This is a genomic window from Marinibaculum pumilum (genome assembly GCF_042646425.1).
Lineage (GTDB): Bacteria > Pseudomonadota > Alphaproteobacteria > Ferrovibrionales > Ferrovibrionaceae > Marinibaculum > Marinibaculum pumilum.
Genome location: NZ_JBHRTR010000054.1, coordinates 475,010 through 488,207 on the forward strand (window position 1 = coordinate 475,010; position 13,198 = coordinate 488,207).

Genomic DNA, 13,198 nt, shown 5'->3' on the forward strand with positions numbered 1-13,198 from the left:
CCCGTCCGCCGTTGCGCACAGCGGCGGGGCGGGCAAGAGGCGGAACAGCCAGTTTCGGGGGAAATGTGGACAAGAACATGATCACGGCGGAGGGCCTGCGCGCCGTCGCCGATCGGCTGCTGCGGGCCACCGGCAGCAGCGCCTGGGAGGCGGATATCGTCGCCACGCATCTGCGCGACGCCAACCTGAAGGGCCATGACAGCCACGGCATCGGCATGATGCCGTTCTACATCGCCAACCGTCAGACCGACCTGCTGCAGGCCAACCAGGTGCCGCGCCGCCTGGAGGGCCCGGACACCGCGGTGATGGTGGACGGTCTGCGCGGCTACGGGCAGGTGATATCCCGCCTGGCGATGGAGGAGGCGATCGCCGCCGCCAAGTCCCGCGGCCTGGTCGCGCTGTCTGTCCGCAACACCCATCACATGGGCCGCATCGGCACCTATGGCGAGCAATGTGCCGCGGCCGGCCTGGCCTGCATCCTGTTCGTCAACGTGATCGGGCACCGCCCGCTGGTCGCCCCGCATGGCGGCAGCGACGCCCGCTTCGCCACCAACCCGATCGTCATCGCGATGCCCGGGCCGACGGAGGAACGCCCCTTCATCCTCGATTTCGCCACCAGCCGGGTGGCGCTCGGCAAGGTCCGGGTGGCCCGCGAGAAGGGCGAACCCGCGGGCGAGGGCTGGCTGATCGACCATCAGGGGCAGCCGACCGACGACCCGGAAGTGATGTTCACAGAGCCCAACGGCGCCCTGCGCACCTTCGGCGAGCATAAGGGCTATGGCCTCGCCCTGGCGGCGGAACTGATGGCCGGCGTGCTGACCGGCGGGGGCACGATCCAGCCGGAGAATGTCCGCGACAGCCGCATCATCAACAACCTGTTCGGGCTGGTGTTCGATCCGGCGACCCTGGGCAATGCGGACTGGATGGCGCAGGAATTCGCGGCGATGGTCGCCTATGCCCAGGCCTCGCCGCCCGCCGACCCGGCCGCCCCGGTGCTGATGCCCGGCGACCCTGAGCGCGCCCGCGCCGCGGAGCGCTGGCAGCACGGCGTGCCGATGCCCGAGGGCACCTGGGCGGCACTGCTGGAGGCCGCCGACATGGCCGGAATCGGCCGCGACGAGATGGCGGAGATCCGCGCCAGCGGCGGCTGATCGACGGCAGCCGTTCGCCGGCGGAAATACGACAGCGGCCAAAGCCGGCGCAGACCGGAACGGCCGCAGATGGGGGAGGAACGAGGCGATGGCGGCAGATGCTGCTGAATTCCGCTGGAACTATGGCGACCTGTTCGACCGGGTGGCCGAAACGGTCGCGCCCGGGCAGCCGGCCCTGGTGCATGGCGACCGGTCGACCAGCTGGGCGGAGTTGACGGCACGGTCGAACAACCTGGCGCGGGCCCTGGCAGCCGACGGGGCGCAGTCGGGTGCCAAGATCGCCTTCTACCTGCGCAACCATCCGGCCTATCTCGAAGGCCTGGTGGCCGCCTTCAAGGCGCGGCAGGTGCATGTCAACGTCAACTACCGCTACACCGCGGACGAGGTCCGCTACATCCTCGACAATTCGGATGCGGAGACGGTCGTCTTCGGGCGGGAGTTCGCCCCCGTCGTGACACAGATCGCCGCCGCCCTGCCGCAGGTGCGCCGCTGGCTGATGGTCGAGGACGGCGCCGCTGCGGAGCCGCCTGCCTGCGCCGGCCGCTTCGAGGACCTGGCGACCGGCGGCGATGGCGCACCGCTGCGCATCGCGCGGTCGCCCGACGACCTGTTCTTCATCTATACCGGTGGCACCACAGGCATGCCGAAAGGGGTGATGTGGCGGCAGGACGCGTTGCGCCGGGCCCTGCTCAATCCCGCCGTGACGCCGGAGATCCCGGTGGACCTGGAAGATCACCTGCGGATCCTGCGGGCAGCGGGAAGCGGCCCGGTGAACCTGCCGGCCTGCCCGCTGATGCACGGCACCGGCCTGCTGACCGGGCTGTCCGCGCTGGTCGGCGGCGGGACCGTGGTGACCCTGCCCTCGCCGCGCTTCGACCCCCAGGAGCTCTGGCAGGCGGTGGAGCGCCATGCCGTGGAACAGATCGTCATCGTCGGCGATGCCTTCGCGCGGCCCATGCTGCAGGCGCTGGACGCGGCGCCGGGGCAATATGACCTGGCCAAGGTCGCCGCGATCATCTCCTCCGGCACGATGTGGAGCCTGCCGGTGAAACAGGGCCTGCTGCGGCACCTGCCGCAGGCGAGCCTGCTGGATTCCTTCGGCTCGTCGGAGGCGGTGGGCTTCGGGCTGTCGATCATGACCGCGGATGGCGCGATCGAGACGGCCCGGTTCGAGATCGGCGACCAGGTCCGGGTGTTCGACCCCGACGGCCGGGAGGTCGCGCCCGGCAGCGGCGAGGTGGGCATGACCGCCCGCGCCGGGCCGATCCCGGAGGGCTACTACAAGGACCCGGCGAAGACCGAGGCGGTCTTCCGGACCATCGACGGTGTCCGCTACGCGATCCCGGGCGATTTCTGCACCGTCGGTGCGGATGGCACGATCACCCTGCTGGGGCGCGGCAGCGGCTGCATCAACACCGCCGGCGAAAAGGTCTTTCCCGAAGAGGTCGAGGAGGTGCTGAAACTGCACCCCGACGTGGTCGACGCGCTGGTCGTCGGCATCCCCGACGAGACCTGGGGGCAGGCGGTCACCGCGGTGGCCGAACTGCGCCCGGGCGCTGTGTTCAGCGAGGACCAGATGCGCCGTCACGTCCGCGACAGCCTGGCCGGCTACAAGACGCCAAAACGCCTTTTTGCCGTGCCGCGCATGTTCCGCGCGCCGAACGGCAAGGCCGATTATGCCGGCGCGCGGGCACATGTGCTGGCGGCGATCGCGGACGAAACGCCGGCGCGCACCGGGACCGGCTGAGCGGCTGCGCGCGTCTGTCCCGGCGATGACCGAGGACGCGCTCCTGTCAGCTGCCTCCGGGGGCGGCATAGTCCGACTGCGGCCGGATCAGGCGGCCGGTCCGTTCCTGCTCGATGACATGGGCGGTCCAGCCGACGACCCGGCCCGCCGCGAACAGGGCGGTGAAGGCCTCCCTCGGCAGGGCCAGGGCATCCAGCAGGATCGCCGTCATGTATTCGACATTGGTCTCCAGCCGACGGCCCGGCCGATGCGCCGCCAGCTCCGCCAGCACCGCCTCTTCCAGCGCCGCGGCGGCGGCCAGGCGCGGGCTCTGCAGCCCCGCGGCGGCAGCGCGCAGCACGTCTGCGCGGGGATCCCGCACCCGATAGACCCGATGCCCGAAGCCCATGATCCGTTCGCCGGCGGCCAGCTGTGCGCGCACCCAGGCGCGGGCATCGGGCTGTGCCGCGACCGTGTCCAGCATGTCCAGCACCGGCCCCGGCGCGCCGCCATGCAGCGGCCCCTTCAGGGCACAGAGCGCCGCCAGCACCGATGCCGACATGCCGGCCCGGGTGGAGGCGACGACCCGCGCCGTGAAAGTCGAGGCGTTCATGCCATGGTCGCTGACCGTGACCAGGTAGCGGTTCAGCGCATCGGCCTCCGCCGGTGCGGGCGCCGCGTCGCGCAGCATGCGCAGAAGGTCCGCCGCCTGCGGCAGGTCCGGCCGGGGGGCCACCGGCGCCAGGCCGGCCGCCTGGCGCAGCAGCGCCGGCAGGAAGACCGCGACCGCGCCGGCCAGCCGGCAGGCTTCCGCATCCGGGCCGGCGGACGCGCCGGTGGCCGCGTCCGCTCCCCCGTCCTGCGGCCCGATCGCGGCCATCGCGGCGATCAGCCCTTCCATCGGCGGCAGGTCGCGGCCGGCGGCGAGCGCCCGGGAAGTCTGCCACCAGGCGGCCTGCCGGCCGGCGCCCAGACCGGCGGCTTCGGCGCCGTCAGCCGCCGCGCCGGCGGCGGCCTGCCACAACCGCCCCGCCACCGCCTCCAGCGGCCGGTCCGCCAGGGTCTCCAGCGGCATGCCCGCAATCGTCAGTCGCCCGCCGGCGCCGTCGACATGGCTCAACGCGGTGCGCGCCACCACCACGTCATCCAGCCCGCCCGCCATGGCAGACGGGCCTTGGGCGGTCCGGGCTGGGGCGGTCCGGGCTGGGGCGGTCCGGGCTGGGGCGGTCCGGGCTGAAGCGGCCATCGTCATGTCCTGAACGCTCATCGCATCCTCCATCGTTCGATGGGCCAGAGATGCCGCCGATCTTATTGTTGATCAATATTGATTGATGTAATCAATCTATATGACCGAACTCGACTACATGACCGCGCGCGAGGCGGCGGCCCTTCTGGGGGTCGGCCGGGCGACCCTCTATGCCTATGTCAGCCGCGGGCTGATCCGGTCGGAACCGTTCGGCGGCGGCCGCCAGAAGCGCTACCTGCGCCGCGACATCGACACCCTGGTGCGCCGTCGCCAGGGGCAGCCGTCCCCGGCCGGTGGCGCCGCCGGCAGCGACGGGGGCCTGCTGCTTCCCTCGGCGATCACCCTGATCGCGGACGGCCGGCTGAGCTATCGCGGCCACGATGCGGTCGCCCTCAGCGAGGGGCTGGGCCTGGAGGAAACCGCACGCCTGCTCTGGCAGGTCCAGGACTGGGATCCGTTCGCGGACCTGCCCGCCCGGTCCGGCATGACGCTGCCCGTCGCTTCGGAACTGCCGCCCCTGGCGCGGCTGATGGCAAGCCTGCCGCTGGCGGAGGCGGTGGATCCGCAGGCGGTCAACCACAGCCGCCAGGGCTGCGCCCGCACCGGGGCACGGCTTCTGGTGCATGCCCGCGACGTCATGCTCCCGGCGGCGGCGGGCAGCGCGGCAAGGCTGCACGAGGCGCTGGCTTCGGGCTGGGGGCTTGCCCCCGGTGGCGCCGACCTGGTGCGGCGCTGTCTGGTGCTCTGCGCCGATCACGAGTTCAACGCCTCCGCCTTCGCCGCGCGCTGCGTCGCCGGCACCGGGGCATCGGTCTATGCCGCGGTGACGGCGGCACTGGCCGCGCTGCGCGGACCGCGGCATGGCGGGGCGACCGCGCGGGTGGCGGCAATGCTGGAGGAACTCCGGCTGCCGGATGGCGGCGGGCAGGAGGGCGACGGGACTGACCGGGGCGCGGCGATCGCCGCAGCGGTGTCGGCGCGGCTTGCCCGGGGCGATGACATGCCGGGCTTCGGCCACCCGCTCTACAGCGACAGGGATCCGCGCGCGGCGGCGCTGCTGCGCGCCCTTGCCCGGCATGCGCCGGACGATCCGGCACGGCGCGATCTCGCGCTTGTCGTAGAGGCGGCACGCCGGCTCAGCGACCGGCATCCCAACATCGATTTCGCCCTTGTCGCGGTCGCCCGGGTCCTGGGCCTGCCGGCCGAGGCGCCGGTCATCATCTTCGCGCTGGGCAGGATCGCAGGCTGGGTCGCCCATATCGAGGAGCAGTACCGCGACGGGCGGCTGGTCCGGCCACGCTCGGTCTATACCGGGCCGCCACCGAAATGAGTGGTCGCGGCAGGCGATTCCCCGCCCCCCAAATCAGAACGGCCGCCGGAATCAGAAAGGCCGGACATCGGCATGTCCGGCCCTGCGGTCGGTCCGCTCCGGTCCCGCAGCCTCCAGGGCATTCGGGTGGGCGTCGGGAATGCGCCCCGGCGGGCACATGGCCGGCATCGCCAGCCGGACCAGAACCGGGCCCCGATGCGGTCCTGCCGCACCGGGGCCCGGACCGGCGTCAGCGCTTGTCGCAGGCCAGCAGGTCGATGACGATCTGCGCGTCCTTGCCGGACGACAGCTTCGGCGCCTGATTGCGCGCCCAGTTCAGCATCTCGGCGCGGCCCTCGTTGTTGAGCTGCTCGATGCAGGAGGCCACCGACGGATACTGGCGGGCGCTCAGATATTCCTTGGATTCCAGCACCTTGCCGCTGTCCGGGTCGACATAGTCGACGGCTGCACGGACATTGACGACGGTCTCCATCTGGGCCATGGCCGGCATGGCCAGGGCGGCGGCACCGGAAATGATTGCGGCTGCCAGGATCTTACGCATCGGGTTGTGCTCCCTCTCCACCAGCGTTGCTGTTCGCGCGACCGCGGCCCGAGCGAGCCCAGTCTCAACCGACGGACGGCCGGCCCCCGCAGGTCCTGCCGCACCGACGCTCGGATCGTCCGTCGATCACGCCTGCATTGTAGTCAGGGAACAGGCGACCGCAACGCTTGCCTGCCGGGTCAGTGAACAACCTGGTTGGCCCGTGCATCGCCGCCACCGGCCGCGCCCTCCGTCGCGCCCTGCAGCAGTTCCGCCTCCATCGCGTCGATGCGGGACCGCAGGTGCAGCAGGGTCTTCAGTTCCTCCAGCGAGCTGGTCTCCGCCTGCACGCCTTCCAGTTCCGTCTTGAAGGTGGTGATCAGATGCTCCATCTCCCGCAGCTTCCGCTTGTCGGTGATGCGGCCGTTGATCTTCGCCTCGTTCTGGAAATCCTCCATCCGGCTGCGATATTCCAGCACCCGCCGCCAGAAGTTCAGGTTCGACGGGTAGCGCATCTGCAGCAGCATCTCGTCGATATGGAAGCCCTGGAACAGCCGGATGCCCAGCTTCTGGCCAAGCCGGACGCCGACCGGATCCTCCACCCGCGCCAGGATGAAGACCACGCCGGCGCGCTGCATGCGGGTGATCTCCGCCGCGCGGTCGCTGAGGATCTCTTCCGCCTCCGGCGTCCAGTTGATCTTCGCCATCCGCACGCCCATGCGGTGGAAATCCAGCACGCCGATCATCTTCGGATGCACGCTGTCGATGGCGATCGAGGCGCCGCGCGCGGCGATCAGGTCGCGCACCATGTCGAAGCGGTCGAAATTGTCGAAGATGTCGGCGGCGCGGAACTCCACGCTGCAGTTCGGCAGGCGGTCCAGCAGGGTTTCCTCGAACTGCTGGAATTCCGGCGTGAAGACGCTGTCGATATTCAGGTTGAACGAGGTGTTGAAGCGGATGACGTTGCGCACCTCGCAGATGCAGCGCAGCACCAGCCGGTCCAGCAGCTGGGTCAGCTGGTAGAAGTAGTTGCGGCCATCGCTCATGTCGACATTGACCAGCAGATGCTTGCGGATCTGCGCGACGCTCACGAACATCTCGTTGATCACCGGCTCCGCGCCCTTGTTGGGCACCACCAGGGCGATCTCCTGCGAGCGGATGAAGATGTCGCGGAACATGCTCGACCCCAACCGCTCGAAGGTCAGGTTGACCAGCTCGATATGCTTCGAGGAGAGCTTCTGGTTGGCGTATTTCTCGACATTCTGGGTCAGGTCGCTGCGTTCGTCGTCGGTCGGCCCCTGCTCCAGCTCGCCCTCGGGCTGCTTGGACTCCGCGAGCTTCCGCAGGCGCTTGACCGCGATATGCTTGTGCCGGCTCAGGTCGAACACCTGCACCAGCCGCCACTGGTTCAACCGGTCGAAGACGTCCGGCAGGTAGCGCTCCACCAGGCGCAGGATGCTCAGCTTGACGTCGTTGACGAAGCCGATGATGCGGTATTCGTTGGAGGCGATGTAGAGCGCGAAGTCCCAGTCGGAGATCTTGAAGAGCCGGGTCGCCTTGTTCGGCGAGGTGGTCTCGTCCTCGTCCTCGTACACATCCTCCATGCTCTGCATTTCGTTGTTGAGGATGAGGTTGGTGAGGTTCTTCTGCGTCTCCCGCTGCAGGGCGACCGCCTCGCGCCGCTGGGAGCATTCGCGTAGCGAGATGAGGATGATGTAGTTGTTGATGCCACGCGACGCCTCGGCGGACTGGATCTGCCGCAGGGCTGCCGTGACATCATCCTCGTAGCCGTTGCTCGTCATTCGGTCTAATCCAACATCCCGGACGGGTCCGGCCGGCCGGGCGACACCGCACCCGGCACCGCACCATGGGCCGGCGCTGCCGGCGGGAACGCGCACATACCGGCGCCCGGGCTTTCCTGGCGAGGGCCGCGGCCGTCATGGCCGCTCACCGCCAGTCCGCCGGATTGTAACGTGAAAAGCATGTCACAGGCGAGCATCGGCGAACGGGCGTTTTCTTCGTTCGGCCGGCCGGTCCGGTGCGACGATCCTTTGCCCTTCCGAGTACAGCCCGCACCTCTATTTGCCGGGATTTATTTCAGCTGGCTCGGCAGGGCCGAGCGCCTGGCCTTCTGCTTCTGCTTCGGCCGGGCGCGCGGCAGCTTGATGTCCGGCTCGTCGGGGCGGCTGGCACTGCGCGCCTTGAACGGGTTGGCAAGCGAGAACTTGCTGCTGCGGTTGCGCACCAGGGAGCCGCCGGTGATGTCGCCGTCGATCTCCGGCTTGCCCCACAGCCAGCCCTGACCGTACTGCACGCCGAGATGGCGCAGCAGGTCGGCGGTGACATCGTTCTCCACCTGCTCCGCCACCGACTCGATGCCCAGACGGTTGCACAGCGCGGCCATGGACCCGATGAAGGCCTGCCCCTTCCGGTCAGCACGATCCCCGCGCACATAGGAACCGTCGATCTTGGCGCAGTCGACATCCAGCGCCCGCAGATATTCCATCGTCGCCTCGCCGGCGCCGAAATCGTCGATGCAGACCTGGCAGCCCGCCTTGCGGATCGACTGGATGCGGGCATTGGCGGCGGCGAGGTCGTCCAGCGGTTCCGTCTCCGTGATCTCGAACATCAGGTAGCGGCTGTTCTCGCCGGCATTCCTCAACTCCTGCAGGATCATCTCCAGGAAACCGGAGGTGGAGAAGGACTTGCCGGAAATGTTCACGGCCACCGGCAGGCATTGCTGGTCCGACGGCACCGCCTCGATCTTGCGGATCACCGTCCGCAGGATCGCCATGTCCAGGTCGCAGTGCAGGCCGGTCTGCTCGGTGAAACGGATGAACTCGAAAGGGTTTGCCGCGATTTCCTTGTCGGGCAGGCGGATCAGTGCCTCGAAATGATGGCGGGTGCCGGTGTCCAGCCGCACGATCGGTTGATAGGCGACCTTGAATTCCTGCGCCGCGATGCGGCTCTGGGCCATCTGGATCCGCCGCGAGGTGGTCTCCAGGGTCCGCTTGCCGGCCTTCTCCGGATCGTCCTCTTCCGCGAAGGCCCTGCGGTCGGCCGCCCGCGCGAACTGCTGCACGGTGTAGCCCAGGGTCTGGCTGGCGGTCGCATAGTCCATGCTGCGGTCGACGGTGATGCTGCGCGGCACCACCCGCAGCGCCTTGCTGACGTTCGTCGTCGCCGCGATCTCCCCGATGCGCTGCTCCAGCAGGGCGGCGGCGGAGGTCGGCCCGTGCAGCACGCCGAAGCGCTCGCCGGAAAACTTCACCGCCGAATCCCCGTTCAGGGAGATCGCGCGCAGCAGATGCCCGACCCGCCGCTCGAACATGTTGCGCTGGCTCATGCCGACATGGTCACGCAGGTCGGACCAGCCGGCGACCTCGATCAGGGTCATGCGGAACGGCCCGGTCTGGCCGCGATGCAGTTCCTGCAGCCTGTGCTCCAGCACCGACTGGAAGCCGTCCAGGCCGAACACCCCGCTCTCGGCCTCGCGGAACAGCTCATGCACCGGCGGCCGGGCGGAGGCCGCCTTCAGGGTGAAGAACAGGTCGCCGCGATGCACGGAGTTGCGGTCCCGCACCGCATGGCAGGAGACCTCGCAGAGGATCGAGTCGGGGGTGCCATCCTGGCCGCCGCCATGATCGCCATGTGCCGCGGAGGACCGGTGCGGGCGCAGCCGCAGGTTCACATGGACCGAGGTCGACCGCACGCCTGCGCCGGCCAGCCAGACCAGCTCCCGGATAAAGGGGCGGTCCTCGGGCACGATCAGGTCGAGGATCGTCAGCTTGATCAGCTCGGTGACCGGGGCGCCCAGCAGCTGCTCGCTGGCGCCTGCCGCAAAGCGGACCTGCCCGCGCGGACTGGCCTGCAGCAGCAGGTCGGCACCGCCGAAGGCGAAGGCGGCATACCTGTCGCGTTCGGCCCGGCCGTCCGGCGCCTGTCGCGCCGGCCGCGCCGGACTGCCTCCGCCTTTCGTCCGCGCCCCCGGGTTCACCGTTGCCATTGTCACCACAAACAGCCGGAGGACCGGCGGCTTCCGCAGCGCCACCGCGACCCGGGCCATGCCTTGTCGCTACGGCGCGGCCTCCCAACCGCCACCGCCACGACGTGCGTGTTCGCCGGTTTCGCCCGGCGCCCGGTATGCGCCGGCCCGGCCGCGCCCCGCAGAACGGGCGGGCGGGGCCGCGGCGCGGGGCCCGGGCCGGAAACGAAGCCGGTCCCGGCACTATATCGCCCGGGCGGTCCGATTGCAGCACTGGATGTCGATGGGCCTGCCGGCCCGCCGTCCGGCTTTGGCGCGCGGGCGCTCACCACACGCGCGCCGTGGTCGGCTCGTGCTTCTCCTGGAGCTGGGACATCAGGATCCATTCGTCCCGCGGCATGAAGCGCGGCGCAAGGAAGCGGTTTGACTTACGCAGCAGCTCTTCCACACCCTGCCCGCGCTTGACCGGCTGCGCCTCCCAGGCCGACAGCAGCTCCTGCCAGGCCGCAAGCCGCCGGTGCAGATCGTCCCGGCCCTCGCGGATGAAGCGGATCGTGGATGCGGCATTCTTCAGCAGCGCCATGATCTCGCCGGTCTGGGCGTCGATCTGCTCCAGGCGCTGGCCGTAATCCTTGACGGCGATCGCCATGAACCGCTCGCAGGACGAGAGTTCCTCCAGCACCGACATGTCGGTGACATAGAGCCTGCGGTACGACTGGACTTTCTGATCCATCGCCTCGACCCGCTCGTACTCCTCGCGGATCGCCTCGATATAGGCGAGTTCGCTGGCCAGCTGCTCGACCAGCTGCACCACCTCGTCCTTGCGTTCCCGGCCCAGGCCCAGCGCCACGGCGGCCTCCACGAAGGCCTCGTTCACCCGCTCGCGGGTCTTCGGATCGTCCGCCAGCTGGATCAGCTGGTCGGGGTCGGTGATCACCGTCTCCTCGCCGGAAATCCAGGTGGTCAGCTGCAGGCAGACGCGCTGGCTGGCGATCAACCGGTGTCGATCGGTCACCTCCCAGGACGCCTCTCCGGTCAGGATCTCCCGCGGCAGCGGATCGCCGACCTTGATCGTGGCGACGAAATCCAGCGCCTGGGCGATCAGGTCCAGCATCTCCGCGTCGGCGGAACCTTCCTCCAGGTGGAACTCCCGCTTGATGCCGGGAAAGCTCAGCAACACCTCGTTGTCGCCCAGGGTGACGGCGAAGCCCGGACTCTCATCCGCGGTTGAGCGGCGAAAGACGCTGCCCTTGACGCTGTTGAAGAACTTGTGCCGGAACTGCACATGGGTCGGCTTCGGCCGACGGGCGGCACGCGCCGCCGGCGCATCCTTCTTGCCGTCCCTGGCCGGGGCCTTGGCGCCTGCGTCGGGCTGTGCCTGTGCCGCCCCCGCCGGCGCAGCGTCGCCGGCAGGCGGCTGCGCGGCTGTCTCGCCCCGGCTCTGCTCAGCAGTTTCTGGCTGGGCGCTGCTCACTCCGCTCCACCCTTTCCAACCCTGGGCGCCGCCTGGCCTGCGGCCTGCCCAGCCGCCGGGGAAGCGCCCGCTTCATGACCGCAGGCATCAAGGTGCCAGAGATCCGTTAACATTCTACAACTGCCGGCGCCCTGCGGCGGCCGGCAGTGATGATGCGAGTGGGCCGAGCGCCCGAACGCAGCCCCCGGAACCGCCCGGACAGAACAATAGGCCGGCGGTGCCGGCCGTCACCCCCCCGTAAGGGTAAGGGCATGAAAAAGGGGCCGCCGGTCGCCCGGCGGCCCCTGCCGCATCGCGGCCTTTCTCAGGTCAGCTGCCGCCGCCGCCGGCCCGGGTGCCGCTCAGCACCGGTCCGAAGCGGACCCACTCCGACCCGTCGAACTTCACCAGCTGCATCTGCTCGATCGGATAGAAGTCGTCCGGCCCGGTATTGATGGTGATGCCCGGCAGCAGCATCGGGACCTGCAGGTCCTTCAGGCTGGCGGCCTGCTTCATCAGGTTGGCACGGGTGATATCGTCGCCCATGTTCTTGATGACCTCGATGATCGTGTTGCACACCGCATAGCCGTAGGCGGTGAATGCGTCGGTCTTGTCGCCGTCCGGGAAATACGTGTTCATCCAGTCCAGCCACTCGAGATAGTCCGGATCGTTCGCCCAGGCCGGGTCGGTCGGATCCTTCAGGTAGAGGGCGGAGATCACGCCTACGGACTTGTCGAAACCGGCCGGCTTCAGCACCGAGCCCACCGAGTTCGACACCGAGTTCAGCAGGTGCAGCGGCTGCCAGCCCAGATCGGCGATCTTGCGGATCGCCTGCGCGGCGAATTTCGGCGTGGTCACGTTGTAGAACGTGTCGGCGCCGGAATTCTTCAGGTTCACCATCTGCGAGTCGATGGTCGGGTCGGTGACCTCGTAGGTCTCCTCTGCCACGATCATCTCTTCGGCCTTGGCACCAAGGCCGTCCTTCATGCCCTTGACGTAGTCCTTACCATAATCGTCGTTCTGGTAAAGAATCGCGACCTTGGCGTCGGGTTTGTTCTGCAGCAGGTAGTTCGCGTAGATCTGGCCTTCGGTCTGATAGTTGGGCTGCCATCCCATGGTCCAGGGATAGTTTTTCGGATCGCCCCACTTGGTGGCGCCGGTCGACACGAAGAGCTGCGGCACCTCCTTCTTGTTGAAGTACTTGTGGACCGCGGAGTTGGTCGGGGTCCCCAGGCCCTGGACCACGGCGAGGACGCCTTCGCTCTCGACCAGCTTGCGGGTCTGCTCCACCGTCTTCGGCGGGCTGTAGCCGTCATCCAGCGAGATGAAGTTGATCTGGCGGCCGTTGATGCCACCTTCCGCATTCACCTTCTTCATACAGGCGGCAATGCTCTTGCCGATCGACCCATAGGCTGAAGCCGGGCCGCTGTAAGGGTTGGTGTTGCCGATCTTGATCTCGGTGTCCGACGCGCCCTCGTCATAGGTAGCGGCAAGAGCCGGCACTGAAAGACCGAGCGCGCAGGCCGCTACCGCGGCCAATAGGCTGTTACGGGTCATTGGATTATTGAAACCTCCCTGGTTTCTGACTGGACTTTGGTGTCACGAGCGGCGCTTCTTCCGGCGCAAGCATCATCGAACGCGGCACGCAGCCCTGAGTCAAGCCCGGTATGCGACAGGCTGCCGCATCCGTGATCGCGGAAGGTCCCATTGCCCAGAAATGCGGCAGGCACAAAAAAATGGGCCGCCGGTCTCCCGGCGGCCCATTCCCGGCCGGCCCGATCGGGCCG

General features: G+C 68.9%; 9 protein-coding genes. 3 read left to right on the forward strand and 6 right to left on the reverse strand.

All coding sequences use genetic code 11. From position 1 onward, the window contains the following. Positions 1 to 77: 77 nt before the first annotated feature. Entirely contained in the window at positions 78 to 1,151 is a 1,074-nt protein-coding gene (locus ACFOGJ_RS29100) for a malate/lactate/ureidoglycolate dehydrogenase (protein WP_379906813.1), read from the forward strand. Positions 1,152 to 1,239: 88 nt separating this feature from the next. Further along, positions 1,240 to 2,898: an acyl-CoA synthetase gene (locus ACFOGJ_RS29105; protein WP_379906814.1), complete on the forward strand. Its 1,659-nt coding sequence runs from the start codon at positions 1,240 to 1,242 to the stop codon at positions 2,896 to 2,898. Between the two features lie 46 nt (positions 2,899 to 2,944). Here the strand turns inward: ACFOGJ_RS29105 and ACFOGJ_RS29110 are convergent, their stop codons facing one another. Beyond that, positions 2,945 to 4,039: a citrate synthase gene (locus tag ACFOGJ_RS29110; protein ID WP_379906816.1), complete on the reverse strand. Its 1,095-nt coding sequence runs from the start codon at positions 4,037 to 4,039 to the stop codon at positions 2,945 to 2,947. Between the two features lie 184 nt (positions 4,040 to 4,223). Here ACFOGJ_RS29110 and ACFOGJ_RS29115 point away from each other — a divergent pair, with 184 nt between their 5' ends. Continuing rightward, the gene (locus ACFOGJ_RS29115; protein ID WP_379906817.1) at positions 4,224 to 5,453 is read left to right on the forward strand and encodes a citrate synthase family protein; all 1,230 of its coding nucleotides are present in this window, start codon (positions 4,224 to 4,226) and stop codon (positions 5,451 to 5,453) included. 229 nt (positions 5,454 to 5,682) lie between these two features. Here the strand turns inward: ACFOGJ_RS29115 and ACFOGJ_RS29120 are convergent, their stop codons facing one another. The 5 genes from ACFOGJ_RS29120 to ACFOGJ_RS29140 form a co-directional block, all read right to left on the reverse strand. Further along, a complete protein-coding gene (locus ACFOGJ_RS29120; RefSeq protein ID WP_379906818.1) occupies positions 5,683 to 5,994 on the reverse strand; it encodes a hypothetical protein in 312 nt (103 codons plus the stop codon). Positions 5,995 to 6,173: 179 nt separating this feature from the next. Beyond that, complete coding sequence (locus ACFOGJ_RS29125; protein WP_379906819.1) at positions 6,174 to 7,775, reverse strand: hypothetical protein; 1,602 nt, start codon at positions 7,773 to 7,775, stop codon at positions 6,174 to 6,176. A gap of 290 nt (positions 7,776 to 8,065) precedes the next feature. Further along, complete coding sequence (locus tag ACFOGJ_RS29130; RefSeq protein WP_379907084.1) at positions 8,066 to 9,979, reverse strand: EAL domain-containing protein; 1,914 nt, start codon at positions 9,977 to 9,979, stop codon at positions 8,066 to 8,068. A 304-nt stretch (positions 9,980 to 10,283) separates the two neighbouring features. Then, the gene (locus ACFOGJ_RS29135) at positions 10,284 to 11,432 is read right to left on the reverse strand and encodes a hypothetical protein (RefSeq protein WP_379906820.1); all 1,149 of its coding nucleotides are present in this window, start codon (positions 11,430 to 11,432) and stop codon (positions 10,284 to 10,286) included. Positions 11,433 to 11,741: 309 nt separating this feature from the next. Next, positions 11,742 to 12,968: an ABC transporter substrate-binding protein gene (locus ACFOGJ_RS29140; protein WP_379906821.1), complete on the reverse strand. Its 1,227-nt coding sequence runs from the start codon at positions 12,966 to 12,968 to the stop codon at positions 11,742 to 11,744. Positions 12,969 to 13,198: the final 230 nt, after the last annotated feature.